Annotated in this window: 13 protein-coding genes and 4 pseudogenes; 6 read left to right on the forward strand and 11 right to left on the reverse strand. The window is 70.3% G+C overall.

Annotation, left to right across the window (positions count from 1 at the left end; translation table 11 throughout):
- Positions 1-41 precede the first annotated feature (41 nt).
- The 7 genes from dgoD to IF45_RS0104985 all read right to left on the reverse strand — a co-directional run bounded on the left by dgoD (position 42) and on the right by IF45_RS0104985 (position 8,080).
- Complete coding sequence (gene dgoD, locus IF45_RS0104955) at positions 42-1,190, reverse strand: galactonate dehydratase (protein WP_030305727.1); 1,149 nt, start codon at positions 1,188-1,190, stop codon at positions 42-44.
- Positions 1,187-1,972 (reverse strand): FadR/GntR family transcriptional regulator, encoded by a 786-nt coding sequence (locus IF45_RS0104960; RefSeq protein WP_030305729.1) that lies wholly within the window; start codon positions 1,970-1,972, stop codon positions 1,187-1,189. Before IF45_RS0104960 ends, dgoD begins: the two co-directional genes overlap by 4 nt.
- A 59-nt stretch (positions 1,973-2,031) precedes the next feature.
- Positions 2,032-3,303 carry a DUF4380 domain-containing protein gene (locus tag IF45_RS0104965; protein WP_030305731.1) on the reverse strand — a complete coding sequence of 424 codons (1,272 nt, stop codon included), beginning with the start codon at positions 3,301-3,303 and terminating at the stop codon, positions 2,032-2,034.
- Positions 3,300-4,391 (reverse strand): zinc-dependent alcohol dehydrogenase family protein, encoded by a 1,092-nt coding sequence (locus IF45_RS0104970; protein WP_030305732.1) that lies wholly within the window; start codon positions 4,389-4,391, stop codon positions 3,300-3,302. Before IF45_RS0104970 ends, IF45_RS0104965 begins: the two co-directional genes overlap by 4 nt.
- 43 nt (positions 4,392-4,434) lie before the next feature.
- The gene (locus IF45_RS0104975) at positions 4,435-5,454 is read right to left on the reverse strand and encodes an ABC transporter permease (protein WP_030305733.1); all 1,020 of its coding nucleotides are present in this window, start codon (positions 5,452-5,454) and stop codon (positions 4,435-4,437) included.
- Between the two features lie 11 nt (positions 5,455-5,465).
- Positions 5,466-7,001: a sugar ABC transporter ATP-binding protein gene (locus IF45_RS0104980; protein WP_030305734.1), complete on the reverse strand. Its 1,536-nt coding sequence runs from the start codon at positions 6,999-7,001 to the stop codon at positions 5,466-5,468.
- Positions 7,002-7,081: 80 nt separating this feature from the next.
- On the reverse strand, positions 7,082-8,080 hold the full coding sequence (locus IF45_RS0104985; RefSeq protein WP_030305735.1) for a substrate-binding domain-containing protein: 999 nt from the start codon (positions 8,078-8,080) through the stop codon (positions 7,082-7,084).
- A gap of 393 nt (positions 8,081-8,473) precedes the next feature.
- On the opposite strand from IF45_RS0104985, the pseudogene IF45_RS34360 reads away from it, so the two are divergent.
- Both IF45_RS34360 and IF45_RS34365 read left to right on the forward strand, forming a co-directional pair.
- A pseudogene (locus IF45_RS34360) lies at positions 8,474-8,587 on the forward strand (transposase); the annotation flags it as partial.
- A 232-nt stretch (positions 8,588-8,819) separates the two neighbouring features.
- Positions 8,820-9,092 (forward strand): annotated as a pseudogene (locus IF45_RS34365) (IS5/IS1182 family transposase); the annotation flags it as partial.
- A gap of 528 nt (positions 9,093-9,620) precedes the next feature.
- Here IF45_RS34365 and IF45_RS0105000 read toward each other — a convergent pair.
- On the reverse strand, positions 9,621-10,463 hold the full coding sequence (locus IF45_RS0105000) for an NAD(P)H-binding protein (RefSeq protein WP_030305740.1): 843 nt from the start codon (positions 10,461-10,463) through the stop codon (positions 9,621-9,623).
- The gene (locus IF45_RS0105005; RefSeq protein ID WP_051720671.1) at positions 10,463-10,870 is read right to left on the reverse strand and encodes a nuclear transport factor 2 family protein; all 408 of its coding nucleotides are present in this window, start codon (positions 10,868-10,870) and stop codon (positions 10,463-10,465) included. The genes IF45_RS0105000 and IF45_RS0105005 overlap by 1 nt, the downstream gene beginning before the upstream one ends.
- 162 nt (positions 10,871-11,032) lie before the next feature.
- Between IF45_RS0105005 and IF45_RS32105 the strand changes: the two genes are divergently transcribed.
- Complete coding sequence (locus IF45_RS32105) at positions 11,033-11,863, forward strand: helix-turn-helix transcriptional regulator (RefSeq protein WP_078842837.1); 831 nt, start codon at positions 11,033-11,035, stop codon at positions 11,861-11,863.
- 878 nt (positions 11,864-12,741) lie between these two features.
- On the opposite strand, the gene IF45_RS0105015 is transcribed toward IF45_RS32105, so the two are convergent.
- Together IF45_RS0105015 and IF45_RS31255 are read right to left on the reverse strand one after the other, a co-directional pair.
- Positions 12,742-15,300: an excinuclease ABC subunit UvrA gene (locus IF45_RS0105015; protein WP_051720668.1), complete on the reverse strand. Its 2,559-nt coding sequence runs from the start codon at positions 15,298-15,300 to the stop codon at positions 12,742-12,744.
- A 65-nt stretch (positions 15,301-15,365) separates the two neighbouring features.
- Positions 15,366-16,281 (reverse strand): annotated as a pseudogene (locus tag IF45_RS31255) (SDR family NAD(P)-dependent oxidoreductase).
- Positions 16,282-16,849: 568 nt separating this feature from the next.
- Between IF45_RS31255 and IF45_RS0105025 the strand changes: the two are divergent.
- The 3 genes and pseudogenes from IF45_RS0105025 to IF45_RS33745 all read left to right on the forward strand — a co-directional run.
- Complete coding sequence (locus tag IF45_RS0105025) at positions 16,850-17,245, forward strand: MerR family transcriptional regulator (RefSeq protein WP_030305748.1); 396 nt, start codon at positions 16,850-16,852, stop codon at positions 17,243-17,245.
- A 147-nt stretch (positions 17,246-17,392) separates the two neighbouring features.
- A complete protein-coding gene (locus IF45_RS0105030; RefSeq protein WP_037637641.1) occupies positions 17,393-18,274 on the forward strand; it encodes an NADP-dependent oxidoreductase in 882 nt (293 codons plus the stop codon).
- Positions 18,275-18,559: 285 nt separating this feature from the next.
- Positions 18,560-18,816, forward strand: a pseudogene (locus IF45_RS33745) (MFS transporter); the annotation flags it as partial.
- Positions 18,817-18,912: the final 96 nt, after the last annotated feature.

Raw genomic sequence — 18,912 nt, forward strand, 5'->3', positions numbered from 1 at the left:
GCGGTGGGGGTGCGGGGCCGGGCGATCCGGCGGGGGCCGTGTCACCACTCGGCGAACGATCCGTCCGGGTGGCGCCAGAGCGGGCTGCGCCAGGGGGCGCCCGCTGCGGCATCGGCCCGGCGGACCGCGTTCTCGTCGATGGTGATGCCGAGCCCCGGCCCCGTGGGGCGGGCGACGTGTCCGTCGGTGAAGCGGAAGACTTCCGGGTCGACGACGTAGTCGAGGAGTTCGGCGCCGTCGTTGTAGTGGATGCCGATGCTCTGTTCCTGGATCAGGAAGTTGGGTGTGGCGAAGGCGACCTGGAGCGAGGCGGCGAGCGCGATCGGTCCGAGGGGGCAGTGCGGTGCCAGCTGGACGTCGAAGGTTTCGGCGAGGGCGGCGATCCGGCGCAGTTCGGAGATGCCTCCGGCGTGCGAGGGGTCGGGCTGGGCGACGGCGATCCCGGCGGTCAGCGCGGGGAGGAAGTCCCAGCGTGAATACAGGCGTTCGCCGGTGGCGATCGGCACGGTGGTGGAGCGGACGAGCGGCTCCAGCAGCCGGGTGTGCTCGGGGGTGACAGGCTCCTCGGCGAACAGGGGGTGCAGTTCCTCCAGCGCGGCGAGCAGGCGTCGCGCCCCGGCGGGACCCAGACGGCCGTGCAGGTCCACGGCGACGTCCCGGCCGGGACCCAGCACCTCGCGTGCGGTGGCCACGCGGGCGTGCGCGGCGGCGATGTCGGCGGCGCCGCCCAGGCGTCCGGTAAGGCCGGTGGCGTTCATCTTGACGGCGGTGAACCCGGCCTCGACCTGAGCGTTGACCGCGTCGGCGATCTCGGCCGGTTCGTCGCCGCCGACCCAGCAGTAGACCCGGGCCCGGTCGCGGACGGCGCCGCCGATCAAGTCGTACACGGGGATGCCGAGCGCCTGGCCCCGGATGTCCCACAGAGCCTGGTCGATGCCGGCGACGGCGCTGGAGAGCACCGGTCCGCCGCGGTAGAAGGTGCCGCGGGTCATCACCTGCCAGTGGTCCTCGATGTGCCGGGGGTCCAGCCCGACGAGGTACTCGGCCAGTTCAGCCACGGCCGTACGGACGGTGTCGGCGCGGCCCTCGACCACCGGCTCCCCCCAGCCGACGATGCCCTCGTCTGTCTCGACACGGCAGAAGAGCCAGCGGGGCGGTACCCGGAAGGTCTCGATGCGGGTGATCTTCATGGTGCTTCGCGGTCCTCCGGTTCGGTGCCGTGCCCGCTGTCCCGGCCGGTGCGGTCCTCGTCCGCCTCGGCCCCTGTGCGGGTACGGGAGGGGTCTGCCGTGCGGGCGAGGTCGGCGTCGGCGCGGGCGAGCAGCGCCCGCATGGCCTCCTCGGCGGCGGACGGGTCCGCGTCGCGCACGGCGCGCAGGACGGGTTCGTGCGCCGGGACCGGGTCCTCGGCCTCGGCGGAGTGGACGAGCCGGTCTCGTTCGGCCAGAGCCGGTCCGATGAAGACGTCCATGCGCTGGAGCAGTTCGTTGTGGGTGGCCCGGAGCAGGGCTCGGTGCCAGGCGAGGTCGGCCTCGGCGGCCTCGGCCGGGTCGCCGGAGGTCTCCCCCATGCGGGCGAGGGCCGTCTCCAGAGCGGTGAGGTCTTCCTCAGTGCGCCGTTCGGCGGCCAGTCGGGCGGCGGCGGGTTCGACGATGAGGCGGAGCTCGGCGAGGTCCCGCAGGACCAGCTCCGGGGTGTCCGCGTCGAACTGCCAGCGGATGACGTCGGCGTCGAGCAGGTTCCAGTCCTCCCGGGGGCGGACGAACGTGCCGCGTTTCTGCCGCGCGTCGACCAGGCCCTTGGCGGTGAGCACCTTGACGGCTTCGCGCAGCACCGTCTGGCTTATGCCGAGTTCGTTGATGAGGGAGGTCATGTCGAGGGTCTCCCCCACCCGCAGGCGTCCCTGCACGATGCGGGTGCCGACCTTCTCCACGATCTGTCCGTGCAGGCCCCTGCCTACATACTCGGCCATGTTCCGTCCCTTCTCGCACCGCACGCCCCGCGCGGTGCGTACACCCCACTCTATATAATTTATGAATTAAAATGGGTGCGCGTTCCGCTCTCCCCGACGGTGATGCGGCCCACTCGGGCCCTGCCGCCGCCGGGCAGCGGCGCCGTCAACTCCCAGCTTCCGTAATGCTCCTGTCCCTCCGGCAGGCGGACGCCGCAGGCCCGCCCCGGCTCCAGCGTGCCCAGCACCAGCGGCTTCGTCCCGGCCGGACCGTGCGCTTCCAGCCGACCTGCGGTGTACGGCACGAAGACGCCCTCCGCCCCGTCACGGAGCAGCCCCGCCCAGTAGCCGGCCGGGGTCACCGCCCGGACCGGGCCTGCCGAGGGCCCGACGCCGAACTCCACTTCCAGCGCGGCAGACGCCCCCGGCGCCAGTGTCGTCAGCGGCCCCAGCGCCTCACATTCGACGACGTGGTCACGCGGCCGCAACCCGCCCAGATGAGGCAGCCCCTCCGCCAGCGGGCACTCCATCCACACCTCGGCGCGCGACCCCTCGTCGGGATAGGAGCCCTCATGGACGGTGAAGCCCTGCGCCAGGGTGCGTTCCGGCCCGACGTGCGCCAGCCATCCCGCGGAGTCGGGGAAACCCACCTTCCCGACGACGTCCTGGTGCGGTACGTGCAGCACGTCGGCAGCGGCCTCCCGCACCTGCGGCCGACCGGTTCCGGCGACCAGCGGTACGGTGGACGGCCGCCCGGACCGGGCGCGGCCGAGGTAGACGCCTTCGGCACCCGCCGGGCTCCCCGGCGGCGCCCCGGCGATCTGGGTGACGTTCCACAGCGCCCAGCGGCGTTCCACGGCCGACGTGTTGGTCATCGTCAGGTGCAGGCCGAAGGCCGTGCTGCGAGGACGGAGTACGATCCGGCGCGTCAGCCGCAGGCCGGTGCGGGGATCGTCACCACTGGTCAGCACGAGCGCCGCTGTGCCGTCCCGCTGTTCGACCCGTGCGGTGTACGGGCCCGAGTCCAGCACCGGGTCCGGGGGGCCCGCCCACTGGCCGGGGCCGTCCCAGCCCTGCGGTGCGGGCCAGGTCTTGTCGCCGCCCCAGTTGAGCCAGTCGGCCATCGGTCCGTCGTGCGGGCCGGCCCGCACGCCCGGCACCGGGGTGAGGTCGTCGTCCAGGAGGCGGGGGTTGCGGTACAGGAACTCCGAGCCACCGAGCGTCACCGAGAGCAGCCGGCCGCCCAGCCCGGGTGCGGCGGTCACCGTCAGGGCGCCGGCGTCCAGCGTGATCAACTCTCCGTACGCAGTCGGTGTGCGGCGTACCCGCACCGCGTCGTTCGCGGCGGTCACCGCTCAGCATCCAGACCGGGTTCGAGCACGACCTTGCCCCGGGCAGCGCCCGCGGCGAGCCCGAACGCCTCGGCCGCCCCCGCGAGTCCGAAGCGGTCGCTGACGATGCGCTCCGGCCTGACGCCCCAGCGCACCAGGTTGCGTGCCAGCTCCGCCATGACCGGCACCGAAGTGACCCAGGAGGCGTAGAGCGTGACCTGCTTGTGCAGGAGGGCGTCGGAGACCTCGGTCTCCAGCGTCCCGCCCTCGCCGACCAGTGAGATCCGTCCCCATTCGGCGATGTGCCCGATGGCGGTGGACCTGCCGGGGCGGGTGCCCGAGCAGTCGATCGCGGTCGAGGCCCCCCGCCCTCCGGTGAGCGCCGCCACGGTGTCGGCCGCCTCCTCCGGGGCGACCGTCGCGTCGAAGACGTCCAGTCCGTCCGCCCAAGCGCGGCGCTCGGGCGAGACCTCCACCCCGATGACCCGCCGCGCGCCACGCCCCCGGCCGGTCATCGCCGCGGCCAGGCCCACCGGACCGAGGCCGACGACGAGCAGGTCGTCGTCGCCGTTCACGCCGATCCGCCGGATGCCCTCGTAGGCCGTGCCGAAGCCGCAGGCGATGAGTGCCCCGTCGACGTAGCTCAGCTCGTCGGGCAGCGGCACCAGGGTGTGCTCGTCGGCGAGCAGGAAGTCGGCCGCCCCGCCGTCTCGCTGCCAGCCGTAAGCCGCGCGGGAGGGGTCGGCGCAGCTGATCTGGTAGCCGCGTGCGCAGTTGTCGCAGAGTCCGCATCCGGCGATGTGGTAGACCACCACCCGGTCGCCCGTCCGGTACCGCCGCACGCCGGGGCCCGTCGACACGACGGTGCCGCTGGGCTCGTGACCGGCGACGACGCCCCGGTAGGCGGGACCGTCCACCCCGCGGTGGCTCTTGTGCTCCCGGTAGATGTAGCCGATGTCGCTGCCGCAGATACCGGCCGCGCCCACCCGCAGCAGTACCTGTCCCGGGCCGGGCACGGGCACTGGCAGCTTCCGCACCTCGGCGGTGCTGTTGCCCGGCAGGTACACGCCGCGCATTGTGGCGGGCAGCGGGGCGGTGGTGTCGCTCATGGGGGTGTCCTTCGCGTGGGTCGAGCGGGTCATGGCTGACGGGTCACGTGGTGCGCGTCGTGAGGCTCTTGCGGGAGATGACGACGTTGATGAGTACGGCACCGACGATGATCAGGCCGCGCACGACGTCCTGGAGGAAGGAGTTGACTCCCAGCAGGACCAGCCCGTTGGCGATCACCGAGATGAACACGACGCCCAGCATCGTCCCGACCAGGCTTCCCCGGCCTCCGGCGAGAGCGGTGCCGCCGATGACGACGGCGGCGATCACGTCAAACTCCAGGCCCGCCGCCGCGCCGCCGTTGCCCGAGCCCAGCCGGGCCGCCATCAGGATGCCGGTGAGAGCGGCGAGCACTCCCGTCGTGGCGAAGAGCACCACGCGCACCCTGCTGATCCGGATGCCCGCCAGCTGTGCGGCGGCTGCGTTGCCGCCCACCGCGTAGACCGACCGCCCGTAGGCCGTCCGGCGGGCGACGTACCAGAAGACCAGAAACAGCAGCACCAGAACGACCGCCGGGGTCGGGACCCCCAGAATCTTGCCGCCGAGCGCCTCCATGAATCCGCCACCAGGGGTGGCGACGGGGAGCGCGTTGGTGGTGTAGAGGGCCAAGCCGCCCAGCGCGCTCCAGAGTCCGAGCGTCGCGATGAAGGACGGCACGCCGAACCGGGCGCGCAGCCAGCCGGCCGCCGACCCCCAGAGCGCACCGGCGATCAGGGTGAGCAGCAGCGCGATCGGCAGCCCGAAGTCCCATTCGGAGGCGGCCTTGGCGAAGAGCACCGAGGCGAAGGCCACGGCCGGGCCGATACTGATGTCGATCTCCCCGGCGATGATCACCAGAGTGACGCCGAGAGCGGGGATGCCGACGGTCGCGGCGTCCCGCAGGATGCCGAGCTGGTTGTCGGCGCTGAGGAATCCGCCTGCGACGACGCCGAGCACGATGTACAGCACCACGACGGCGGCGAGCAGACCGAGTTCGTTGAGGTGGCGCAGCCTGCGGAAGCGGACAGCGCCTGCCGGTGATGACGGGGGGCCGGACGGCTTGTCGGCCACGAGGGTCGAGGACATGGTTGTCTGCCTCACACTTCCACGGCCATGGTGGCGGCCATGATGTCGTCGAGAGTGATGTCGGGTGCGAGGAACTCGCGGGTGAACCGGCCGTTCTGCAGCGTCAGGACCCGGTCGCAGACGAGCGGCAGTTCCTCCAGCTCGCCTGAGACGAAGACCACGGCGGCGCCTTCGTCGGCAAGGGACCGGATCAGCCGGTAGATCTGCTGCTTGGCCTCGACGTCCACGCCTCGGGTGGGTTCGTCCAGGAGCAGCACCCGGCTGCGGGCGTGCAGCCAGCGGCCGATGACGGCCTTCTGCTGGTTGCCGCCGCTGAGGTTGACGATGGGGGTGTCCAGGCCCGGCGTCTTGACCGCGAGCCGGCGCGCCAGCTCGTCACCGGCCTCAGCGGCCCGGCGGGAGGAGAGGCCGGCCCGGCCGCTGATCCCGGCGAACCAGGCCATCGTCATGTTCTCGCCGACGCCCAGCAGCGGGACGATGCCCTCGCCCTTGCGGTCCTCGGGGGTCATGCCCACCCCGAGCCGCTTCATCTCCGCCGCGGAGGGACGCGCGACCGGCCGCCCCTCGAAGGCCACCGTGCGCTCGGCCTCGGGCTCGAACCCGGCGACCGAGCGCAGTAGTTCGCTGCGTCCGGAGCCCAGCAGGCCGCCGATGCCCAGCACTTCACCGGCGTACAGGTCGAAGCCGATGTCCTCCAGCTTCGGGGCCAGCGTCAGGCCCCGCACGGACAGCAGCGGGGCGCTGGAGCGGTCCACCGTGCGTGGCGCGAACGGTTCCTGCTCACGGGCGGCCTGGCCGAGCATGAGGGCGACGATCTGTGTGGTGGTCGCCTCCTGGACGTCCACAGTGTCCACTACGCTGCCGTCCCGGACGACGGTCACGCTCCGCGCCACCTGCCGGATCTCGTCCAGCCGGTGGCTGACGTAGATCACCGCGACACCGGATGCGGAGATACGGCCGACCGCCTCCAGGACGGTGCGCGCCTCACCGGCTGCCAGCGCGCTGGTCGGCTCGTCCAGGATCAGCAGCCGAGGCCGGCGGCGCACCGCGCGGGCGATCTCGACGAGCTGCTGCTCGGCCAGCGAAAGGGAGCCGACCGTGGCCTCGGGACTGACCCGTACGTCCAGTTCAGCCAGCACCTCGGCGGCCTCGCGGCGCATGCGGGGGAAGTCCACCCCGGACAGGCCGCTGCGGGGCCACTCGCCGAGGAACAGGTTCTCGGCGACCGTCATCTCCGGGACCAGGCTCAGTTCCTGGTGGACGGTGGCCGCACCCAGCTCGACCGCCCGGCGCACCCCACCGTGTCCCAGGGTCTCACCGCCGATGCGTACCTCACCGCTGTCGGGGACCTCGACACCCGACAGCATCCGGATGAGCGTGGACTTACCCGCCCCGTTGCGTCCGAGGAGGGCGCGGACCTCACCGGGTTCGATCCGGAAGTCGACGTCGGACAGTGCGCGGACACCCGGGTACTGCTTGTTCAGGCCGCTCGCCTCGGCGGCCGGCACGGGGGCGGTCCGGTCGGGCGGCGGTGAGGGGATCGTCATACTCGCTCCAGGGGGACCGGAGGGACGGGAAAGGTGTTCGTCAGGGGTCCTGACGGCCTCGGCCGCGGACCCGGCGGCCGTCACGGCAGGCCGTCCGGGCGGGTGGTCAGCCACTCGCGGGCGTCCTCGGGGGTGGAGTAGAGCCTCACCGGGGCCGGCACGATGAGGTCGTCCAGCTCCTCCCCGTCGATGACCTGCGCGGTGGTGCGCGCTGCCAGCTCGCCGACCTCGATCCCGGAGATGTCCACATCGGCCTTGAGCACCCGGTGGTCGGCCAGCTCCCGGGCCAGGTCGGCCGTCATGTCGCTGCCGAAGACCACCGTCCGGCCGACGAAGCCGCGCTGATGCACGGCGCGCACAGCACCCATCGTGCTGCCGCCCGACTCTCCGTAGAAGGCGTCGACCCGAGGCTGCGCACTGAGGATGCGGTCGGCGACCTCGACGGCCTGGTCGATCGTGGTGCCCTGCTGGTTAGTGACGATCCGCGCTTCGGGCAGCTCGGCGAACAGCGCCTTCTCGAAGCCCAGCCGGCGCTGGATGCACACCTCGACCGTCTCGCAGTTGAGTACGGCGATGTGGGGATCGTCGATGCCTTCGGACTTGAAGTACTTGGCGGCCTCCGCCCCGGCCAGTTCCCCGAACTTCAGGGGATCGCCCAGCACCCAGGCGCTCACGTACTTCTGTGTCGCCTCCTCGGTCAGGCAGCTGTTGTAGCAGACGACCTTGACGCCGCTCTCGTGCGCCAGGCGCACGGCGGGGATGGACGCCGTGGTGGAGACGGGCGAGAGCACCAGGGCCTTCACCCCCGCGGCGCTCACGGTGTCGACGAAGGTGCTCTCCCTGGAGGCGTCGCCCTGGGCGTTCAGCTCCAGCAGCTGCACCTCGTCCCCAAGGCTGCTGACCGACTCCTGCATGCCTTTGCGGACACCGGCGTAGAAGCCCTGTGCGTCCATGTAGACCAGCCCGACCCGGCCCCCGTCCCCGGCCCGCGGTATGCACCCGGTCAGCGCGACCATCGTCAGCGCAAGGCCGAGGCACACGACGACCGCGGTGCGACGCCGCTCCCTGCCGTTCCTCATGACATCACTCCGAATCACGTGCAAAAGATACGTACGACCACATTCGGCGCGGATCGGCGCCGCGGCGTGCTCCGAGTATGTGAGAGACACCCGAGCAAGGTCAAGATTAATTGCTAATTAATGAAATGATCGATGCGGGGTAACGAGAGCGCGCTGGACCGCCGGGCGGTCGCCCGGTAGACCGACGCCCTCACCCGGGCTCGCCGCGGCCGGCCCGGCCTCTCAACCGCGGCAGTCCGCGGCCCACGCGCTCCTACTGCGGGTGCGGTAACGCCCCAACCGGACGTCTCGACGCAGAGGCGTCCGCGCGGTGAGGGCTGGTCTGCGGGGCGCATGCTGCCCGGGCGGGCAAGCGCATCGAGCCGGTTGCTGCCCGAGCCGGGACCTGAGCAAATGGAGGGCAGGCCGCGGGTCCCGGACCGGCAGGCACTGTGCGGAATCCTGTTCGTGCCGCACACCGGCGTCCAGTGGGAGTACCTGCCCCAGGAGCTGGGCTTCGGCTCGGGGATGACGGGCTGGCGGCGCCTGGCCGCCTGGAACGAATCCGGAGTCTGGGGCGCACTGCACCCGGTGCTGCCGGACAAGCTGCGGGCCCCGAAGGAGCTCGACCGGTCCCGGGCGGTGACCGGCTCCTCCCACGTCCGGACCGCTCGGCGCGGCCCGGAAGCGGCCCCAGCCCGGTCGGCCGCGCACGCACCACGTCCTCACCGACGGCCAGGGCATCCCCCTCGCGGCGTCGCTGAACGGCGGAAACCCCAACGGCATCACCCAGCTACTACCGCTGCTGGACAAGGGTACGGCCGTGGCGGGCACCGTCGGCCGGCCCAGACACCGGCCGGACGCACTCCTCGCCGACCGCCACGACGACCACGAGAAGTACCGCCGCCTGCTGCGGCGGCGCGAGATCCGAGCGGCCATCGCCGAACGAGGCGTCGAGCACGGCTCCGGCCTGGGCGTCTTCCGCTATCTGGTCGAGCGCACCATCGCCTGGCCGCACGGCTTCCGCCGACGGCGAATCCGCCGGGAACGACGCGACGACATCCACGAAACCTTCCTCGGACTCGCCACCTGCCCCATCACCCACCGCCACGTCCAACGACTCGTCAGGACCTCTATGGGCCGCGCATCCGCCTCAGCCAGCGAGCAGCCGGGAACAGCCAGCGGGGCCGGGCAGGGCGATCCTGTCCGGCCCCGCTGCTCGTTTCGTCAGCCAGCGACGGTGGCCAACGGCTGGTGGCTGGTGGCTGGTGGTCAATGCCTACGAGTCGTCCTCTTCGTCTTGCCTCAGGTGGTGCACAGCGAAGGGCACCTCCTCGGGATGAGCGGTTGTCCGGGGAAGCACCCAGACGGTGCGCAGACCGACGATCTCAGCCTTGAACTCCGGCGTGAACGAACGGCGAGGGCAGCAAGGCTTCTCCTTCCCCACGCTCTCCCTGATGGACATCCTCCCGGTGCTGAACCCCAGGTCTTGAATGTCCGTCAAAGCGGATCAAGCCCACTGACCAGCCCTCTTCACCCGCCAGCACAGGATGAAAGAGGTTCACTGCGTCCACTCGTACACGTGATCAGAGACGAATTCGGCAAAGGCCCGCGGCGGGCGGCCGGTCAGTTCGAGCACCGCAGTGCTGACCTGGCCTTCGCGTCCCTCCTTGATTCCGCGCTCGACGGCGGCAAGGGCGTCAGCGAACTCGGTCGGCATTCCGGAGGCACGGTAGGCAGCAGCCTGCTCCTTCTCCGTGATGCGCTCCACCCGAACCTGTCTTCCGGTCCGCGCGGTGATGATCTGCGCGGCTTGTGGATAGCTCATCCCATACGGTCCGGTGATCAGGTAGTCGCTTCGAGCGCCCATCTCCAGGTCAAGAAGAAGAGCGGCAGCGCTGGCCGCGATGTCCCGCGCATCGACCCACCCCAGTTCGCCGTCACCCGCTGCCGTACGGATCTCACCGAGCCGACGGATACGCTCGGCCAGTGGGTGCGGGCTCAGGAAGTTCTGCATGAAACCGGACGCGCGGAGTACGACACCTCCGGGCTGAGCCTGGACCTGAGCGGCCATCTCCACAGCGCTGGGCGCGTTCGGGAGTACGATCGCGGAGCCGAGCATCACGAGGCGCTGAACTCCGGCCAGCTGCGCTTGGCGCAGGAAGGGCTGGACCAGCGGCAGCGGGTCCACGCTCTCCACCGGCGGAAGCAGGAAGACCCGGTCTATCCCGTCGAGCGCAGGTCCGTATGTGGTCGGGTCATTCCAGTCGAAGCGGATCGCGTCTGGATCGGCTGCGGCAGGGTTCCGGCTGGCGACCCGAGCCTGCACGCCTGCGTTACGCAGCACCTGCACCAGCGTCCTGCCGGTCTTGCCGGTCCCTCCGGTCACGAGCACTCCGGACATCAGGTGTTCTCCCTTTCAAGCGAGGCGATCAGTCCGGGGAGACTCCCGGCAGCAGCGGCCGCGGACAGCGGGCTCCAGTAATCCCGGAACCGAGCGATCAGTCCGTCGCGGACCGTGAGAACCACGATGTAATCCAGGCTGTAGGGCTGGGAATTGGCCACGGTGCTACCGGTGGCCGTCCACTCCACCACGACGGTGTCGGTTCGATCCGTGGGCCACACGGTGAGCGCAGCCATCTCCTTCATGTCCATCAGCTCCGGGTAGTGAGCCAGGTAGGCGCGTACCTCCTCACGTCCGCAGAGGACGCGGGGGGAGCTTCCGACTGCGAAAGGGAATTCCGCAGTTCCGTCATGCGCCCACAGATCTGCCACGGCATTCATGTCTTTGGCCAGCATCAGGTCGATCATGCGGCGAAAAATACTCTCAGGCGTGCTGGACAAGATTCCTCCTCGTAGCCAACAGATCCACCAGACCACCGTGCACAGCAGAGGTGTGGGCGCGGAACGGACAGCCAAGCCCCGGACCAACAGTGCGAGGCTTGGCTGTCTCTCCTGTGACAGCATGGAAGAGTGAGCAGCCAGGAGGACCTCGCGGACTTTCTCCGCCGCCGCCGCGAGGGTCTGCGACCAGAAGATGCGCCGGCCCATGCGACGCTTCCACCAAGCCAGCGTGCGCGTCGCACACCCGGACTGCGCCGCGAAGAGGTAGCCGCCCTGGCGCAGGTCTCGGTGAGCTACTACGAACGGCTGGAACAGGCACGAGCACCCCGGCCCTCACCGCAGGTGCTGTCCGCGCTCGCGAGGGCGCTCCAGCTCACTGAAGCAGAGCGTGACCACCTGGCCCGCTTGGCCGGACAAGTACTGCCCACAGAGAGCGGCAGCGCGCCGGAGCACGTGCCCGAGGACGCCCAACAGCTACTCGGCAGACTAGGCGGCATCCCTGCCTACATCGTCAACGAGCGGCAGGACATCGTCGCCTGGAACGCAGCAGCGACAGCCCTGATCACAGATTTCTCCCGTCTCCCACCCGGCCTGCGCAACCTCACTCGCATCGCAACCAGATTCCGTGGCACCCTCTGCACCGGCGCGCCCGGTTCGGAGTCCGATTTCTCTCTGCAAGCAGCCGCTCAATTGCGCGCGGCCAGCGTTCGGTACCCCACAGACAACGGGCTTGCCGAGCTGATAAACGAGTTCGCGACGCACGATCCAGATTTCGCGCGGAGCTGGCACAACCACGTTGTGCGCCCCATACCCATCGTGCGGAAGAACCTGCACCACCCCTCACTGGGCGCGCTCGAAATCGACCGGCACACCCTCAGCCTGCCCGGCTCAGTTTTCTCCCTGGTGATGTACACGGCAGAAGCCGGCAGCGCCAGCGCCACCGCACTGAGGAGCCTTTGACCGCCGCCTGGCACGACCCGAGCGATGTGCGGTACCTGCGCGGCCTCGCCCGACGGTCGGCCGGCCACGCCGAACAGCACCGGACGTGCCTCCACCAGCCAGCCCCGTGCGCCCTGCCCCCCTCTGGCCGAGAGATTCATGACCTGCTGGTAGTCCGGCGCGAGAAACGTCGGGGCGAGCCCTTCCTGCCGGTGCGGCACCACCGAACCGTTCCACCCGGCCTCGGCCTCCAGCAGCTCGGCCTGAAGCGCCGGCACCCGCTGCCGAGCAGTGCGTTCACGCTTCTCCAGCAACCCCGTCACCCGCCTCGGCGTGCTCGCTTCGGCCGATGGCCCGCTCCTTGGGGCCAGTGCTGGCCAGACCGGCCGGTGACGTACTGGCGCGACACCGCCGCAGACGAGGCCAGGCACGCCGCCGACTTCCAGAGGGCGCTCAACCAGTTGCGCTGGCCGCCCTGAACAGCCCCGGGATTCCGGGAGGGGAAGGTACCCGCCGCACGACGTCCTGGCGGAACCCCTCCGGATACGGGGTCGAGCACGGTGGCCTCCCTTCCGGCTGCCTCTTAGCAAGCCGGGGCAGGTGCCACTGAACGTGTTCAGCGCTGCCTCGTCAGGGTGAGGGGCGGCAGCGGCCATGGCCGTCATGCGGTCGGGGTGCAGCGGGCCCCGCGCGGGACGCACCAAGACGTCAGTGTCACGTTGTTGCGTTCGGCCGGCACCCGCAGCGCCTGCTGAAGGCGCTGCGGGTGCCGGCCGGTTCTCCGGTCAGGTCCTGAGAGCGTTCATCGATCTCCCTGGGCAGGCCGGCTGATCCGTAGAGCCTGGTCCCGCGCTTCTTCGCACTCGCTCCAACCAGAGAACGGGTGAGGCACGTCGTCGTCACCGTTCCGTCCGTGGTGCGGGCGTGCGTGCGGCGGCGCGTGCGCCGAGCGCGGAGGGTGCTCCCAGGAGGGGCAGCCCTGCCGCGTGCCGACGGAGGAACGCGGCTGTCGGGTGGTCCGTCCTCGCCACGGTCTGCGGGGTGCCCTGGGCGATTACCCTGCCCCCTTCCGGGCCGGCGCCCGGGCCCAGGTCGATCATCCAGTCCGCGGACGCCGCAAGCGCGATGTCGTGTTCGGCCACGACAACGGTGCTGCCGGAGTCGAGCAGCGTGTCGAGAGCCTCCACCATGCACTGGACGTCCGAGGGGTGAAGCCCCGAGACGGGTTCGTCGAGGATGACCAGCCCGGCCTCGCGGCTCGCCTCGCCCCGCTGGACCGCCGAAGCCAGCCTGAGCCGCTGTGCCTCTCCGCCGGAGAGTTCGGTGGCACTCTGGCCAAGCCGGAGGTAGCCGAGTCCTACCCGCTCCAGGCTCCGCAGTGTCTCGGCGAGCCGCTGAGGTGCGGAGAACCGTTCGACAGCTTCCGCGACGGTCAGTTCCAGCACCCTGTCGATGGTCAGGCCCCGATATTCGATGCTCGTGGCTTCGGGTCCGTAGCGTCGCCCCTCGCACGCGTCGCAGGTCACCCACACATCCGGAAGGAAGTGCATGTCGATCAGTACGCGGCCGTGGCCCGTGCACGACTCGCAGCGGCCCCCGCCGTCGGTGTTGAAGCTGAACCACGAGGCGCTGTACCCGTGTGCGCGGGCGTTGTCGGTCCGGGCGTACAGCCGCCGGATGATGTCGAACGCTTTGCTGTACGTCGCCGGGTTGGACCGCGGGGTACGGCCGAGCGGTTCCTGATCCACGAGTGCCACCCAGCCGAAGTCCTCGAAGCCGGTCACCCTGCCCACGGCGTCGGTGGCCGATCCGCGCAGCGCCGCCTGCGCCGCCGCTCCGAGCGCGGCGAGCAGACTGCTCTTGCCGCTGCCACTCACCCCTGTCAGGCAGGTGAGGCGCCCGGCGGGGAAACGTACGCGTTCCGCCGTCACGTGGTGGGTGTCCACATCGTGCAACTCAACCCAGCGGATGCCGTCCTCGACCGGGCGGCGCTCCCGTGGCTGGCGCGGTGCCCCGCCGGCCAGACAGCGTCCGGTGAGGGAGGCCGGATGGGCGGCCACGCGGGCGGGCGGCCCGGCCACCAGGACATCCCCGCCGAGGCGGCCCGCCCCGGGGCCCATGTCGACGACCCAGTCGGCGCGGGCGATCAGCTCGGGGTCGTGCTCGACCAGGAGCACCGTGTTGCCGGCGTCGGTCAGTTCGAGGGCGATCTCCAGCAAGTGCGTCTTGTCCGCCGGGTGCAGCCCGGTGCCCGGCTCGTCGAGGACGAAGACGATGCCGCTCAGTTCGGTGCTGAGCTGCGCGGCGAGCCGGGTCCGCTGCAGCTCGCCCCCGGAGAGCGTCGCAGCGTTGCGGGACAGTGCCAGGTGGCCCAGCCCCAGCCGGTCGAGCACCCCGAGCCTGCGTCCCAGGTCCTGAAGCAACGGCTCACCCACGTCTCGCTGCCCGGCTGCGAGTCCGTTCTTCAGGTGCTCGGCCCAGGTCAGCACCTCCCGAACCCCCTCCTCGAGCAGGCCGGGATACGTCCTTCCGCCGAGTTGCACGCGGCGTGCCGTCTCTCCGAAACCGCTGCCTTCGCAGGTTGGGCAGAGCTGTTCGCGCAGATACGGCAGGTAGCGCTCCTTGGCGGCCGGGGTCCGGGCGTTGGTGAACACCCGGCGTACCTCGGCGAGAGCTCCGCGCAGCGGCTGGTTCGAGGTGTAGGTCATGCGTGCCGTCTCGTTCTTGTTCGGCATGTCGATGGTCGCCTCGACCGGCTCGTCGCCTGTGCCGTGCAGCACGCAGTGGCGGAACTCCTCGGGCAGCGCCTTCCAGGGCAGGGCGAGGTCCACGCCCCTTTTGCGGGCGAGCGCCGGTACGAACGCGTGCTCGCCCGAGCGCCATTTCGCGAACCAGGGAGAGGCCCCCTCGAAGAGCGGCAGTTCAGGGTGGGGGATGATCAGTTTCTCGTGCGGCTGCCAGCTGCCGCCCGCGCCGTGGCAGTCGCAACAGCCCCCCTCCGGCGTCTTCCTGTCGAAGTGGGCGCTGTTCAGGTGGGCGGCGGTGCCTTTCACCTCGGATTCCACGCCGAGGGCGGGCAGCCGCGAGAACAGCAGACCCAGGTAGCCGTCGATGCCGGAGATCGTCGCGACGGTGGAGCGGGGGTTGCGGTTCGTGCGGCGCTGGTCGACCGCCAGAGAGGCGCCGAGCCCCCGGAGTCGATCGACCTTGGGCCGGTTGCGCTGTGTGATGTACTGCCGCACGAACGGCGAGAGCCCCTCCAGGTAGCGTAGTTGAGCCTCGCTGTGCAGGGTGTCGACGGCCAGGGAGGTCTTGCCGCTGCCGCTCACCCCGGTAAAGGCGACCAGTCGGCCCTTGGGGATGCTCAGGGACACATTCCGCAGGTTGTTGCTACGTGCTCCCACCACGTCGATGGTCCCGTACCCTGCATCCACGAAGTCCTCCGCGGGCTCGGACACTTGTCGCTCCTTCCTTACGGGGCTGGCGACAGCGGCGTCTGGCCGTGTGCCGCTTGGGGTTTCCTTCAGCGGTATTCGTCGGCGGAGCCGTTGATCCCGCCGTACCGCGTGTCTTCGAAGTACGCCCAGGCATCGGGCTGGCTGCCGTCCACGTCGCGTACGCCGTAGGCCCTGGCGAGGTCCGCGCTGGGGACGGATTTCCTGTTCCAGCGGACCGCCCGGTCCGGATCCGCAGCCATTGCTGCAACCGCGCGGGCGAGGTAGTGCGGTGACTCTGCGATGGCGAAGGCCGGTTCCTGGGCTACGGGATCACGCCAGTTCTCCTCGCTCACGCCGAAGTGGGCGAGCATCTGTTCGGGGCGCATGAAGCCCGGTGTGACGGCGACGGCGGCGCCCCCGTACTCGGCCAGTTCCTCCCCCAGCCCGTTCTCGCGATAGCGGCGATGGGAGGCCGCCGTGCCGTCGGTGACTTCCACATGCAGCGGGGCCTCGGAGCGCACCAGAAGGGGGAGCGCCAACGCCGCGCTGATCACGTGAGAGCGAACCTCGAGTTCCAGGATGCGAAGCCCGTCGGCGAGGGGCGCCTCCCAGGCTCTTCTTGCCGGACACAGACTTGACGAGGAGGTGCTCACCGCCCCACAGGTCGTTGACGAGGATGTCCAACCGCCCCTGCTCGCGCTCGATACGTGCGACCAGGGCGCGCACCTGTTCCTCTTCGAGGTGGTCGGTGGGGACCGCGAGGCCGATGCCACCGGCGGCCGTCACCAGATCGCCGGTCTCCTCGATGGATTCCGCGGTCCGGCCGACCTCGCTGGCTCGCGTACGAGTGGTGCGGCCGGTTACGTAGACCGTGGCACCGAGCCGTCCGAGCTCGGCGGCCAGCGCGCGACCGGCGCCGCGTGTGGCCCCGGCGACAAGTGCGATTCGGGCGGCCAACGGGGCGTTGCCGGCAGGGTGCGAAGGGGTGGTGTCCTGGTTCATGCCCCCACCCTGCAGAGTAAGTAGGACAGCCGCTGTCACCTTTTCCGGCGAGTTTCACCGCCCCCGGCCGCCGGCGTGGACGTGGATCAGTCGTCACCCGGGGTCGAGCAGTCGACGCCCGGACGCATCACCGCGGGTCGAAAACCGTCCTTCTGTAGCAGCGCCAGAAAGCTCTCCATGGCCCCGTCGGCGCCGGCTCTCGCCATCGGCCCGGTCACGCTGTGCCGCGCGAGAACGACAACGGGATCCCGCGAACGGGATCGAGGCCCGCGGCCGGAACGAACGATGCGTCCGGCGACCCGGCCTCGACGGGCGACGGCGCAGGTCCGCGCCCTGGCAGCGGGAGGGGACCTCCTCGGGACTCGCCGGAGCGGTGCACGATGCGGCCCGAGACGGCCTCCTCTGCCGGCCTGCCGCGGCCGGGCGTGAGCTTGACTTATCCCGGTCAGGTTCTTGTGTTCGGAGGTGCCGGCATACCGAGAAGAACGCTCAGGCGTGCACAGACGAACGTGCTCAGTCATGGGACTGCGAGGGCGCCCCTGGGGCACGCGGGCGTAGGGTCTCAAGGATGCGAATAGGCGAGTTGTCCAAGCGCACGGGCGTGAGTCCGCGCTCACTGCGGTACTACGAAGAGCAGGGCCTGCTGACCAGCTCACGCTCCGGGGCGGGGCAGCGGCACTACGCCGATTCCGCGGTCCAGCGCGTGTCACTCATCCGGCAGTTGTTCGACGCGGGTATGTCCAGCTCGGTGATCGCGACTGTGCTGCCGTGTGTGGACGTCCCGCGTGACCTGGACGTCGCCGAGAACACGTTCTCGGCGATGATGCACGAGCGCGACCGGATCGACGCCGACATCGCGCACCTGCTCGAGACCCGAGATGCGCTCGACGTTCTGATCAGGGCCAACAGCCGGCACCGGGCGGAGCTGTCCACGCCCCCAGAACCGGCGACACAGCCGGCCTGACACTGTGATCTGCGTCTCAGCCTGTTGCCCCTCACATCAATGTCAGAGGTGAGGATGACAACACGCCCGGAATCACCGGGTCGGCCATATGAGAGGCGGCGAAAGATGGGTCACGCGTGGGGTTTCGGCAGGTATGGCGGGCCTGAGGTGCAGGAGTTTTTCGATCGTCCCGACCCCGTCCCAGGTCGCTGCGAGGTACTGATCCAGGTCGATGTCGCGGGCGTAAACCCCCTCGACCACCTGCTGCGCTCGGGTCTGGTCGACGGGCTCGACGGCGGGCGCCCGTTTCCCCGCGTGCTGGGGATGGAGGCGGCCGGAACCGTTCTCGCGCGGGGGGAGGACGTCATCGGGCTCGAGGTGGGTGACGCGGTCTTCGGCTTCGCACTCACCGGTGGCGGCACCTACGCCGAGACGACCGTGCTCTCCGCGCCGAACACCGCGCGCATCCCGGCGGGTCTGTCCACGACCGTGGCGGCGACGCTGCCGGTGGCCGGGACGACCGCGGTGGACGTGCTCGACCAGCTCAGCCTCACGCCCGGTGCCACGATCCTGGTCAACGGAGTCGGGGGCGGGGTCGGCCTCGCCGTCGCCCGGCTGGCTGTCGCGCGCGAGCTGCGCGTGATCGGCACCGGGAGTACCGCCAAACGCGAGCACGCCGAAGCCATCGGGGTGCGGTTCGTCGACTACACCGCCGAGAACGTCACCGCCGCCGCTCGCGCAATGGTTCCGGACGGCTTCGACTGGATCGTCGACCTGGCAGGAGGCAGCTCACTGCGTTCCGTCGCCCCACTGGCCCAGGATCCCCGCAACGTCATCTCCGTGGGTGATATCTCCGTGTCCGATCTCGGTGGGCGTTTCGTCGAGCGTCGCACCGACCGCGAAAGCCTGGAGCGATCGGCCCGGCTGGCGCTCGACGGACTCCTCGCACCCGTGATCACCGCGGTCCATCCGCTCTCCGGCGCTCCAGCCGCCCTCGCCACCGTCGAGAACGGTCACACCGCGGGCAAGGTCGTCATCAAGGTGACGTGAGACGTGCCGGCCCTCTGACGCTGTCGACCGTCGACTGCGGACCGCCGCGTTTGCCCGTGATCGGCAGCTCATCAGCTGAGCGCGTTCAGCTGCACAAGGCTGGGCACACTCACGCGTCCGCCCGTCGAAACGATGCTCGTCCTCTTCGGTCGCCCTCCTGATACTCCTTCAGCAGCGGACCCGGTCCTCAGCTGCATCTTCGGCAGTGGCAGCTGAGGACGCTGGCCTGATGACGCCTTTCTCCACGCTGGCAGGTTCAGTGTGGGGTGACGGGGGCGCGGTCGGCTGGGCAGCGACGGTCTCGTCGCCCTCGTGTACGGCTTCAGCGCGGCCGAACCTCGCGGCTGGACCAGCCCGTGGGTGTTCACACCGCTCATGGCCGGCGTGATCCTGCTCGCCGCCTTCGTGTGGTGGCAGGACCACGCTGTCGACCCTCTGCTCCCACGGCGCATCTTCAGGGGCCGGGACTGAGCCTGGGCGTTCGCGACGATGGGACTGGCGACCATCGGCATGGTCGGCGTCCCCTGTTACTGACGTACTACTGACGTGCCGTCGTCCACAGTGCCGGCCCTGCAGCCGAATGTCCGTCAAGCAGATCGAGCCCACTCTTCGTCTGGGCGGCCCGCTGGGGCACCACC

This window comes from Streptomyces albidoflavus (assembly GCF_000719955.1).
GTDB classification, from domain to species: domain Bacteria; phylum Actinomycetota; class Actinomycetes; order Streptomycetales; family Streptomycetaceae; genus Streptomyces; species Streptomyces albidoflavus.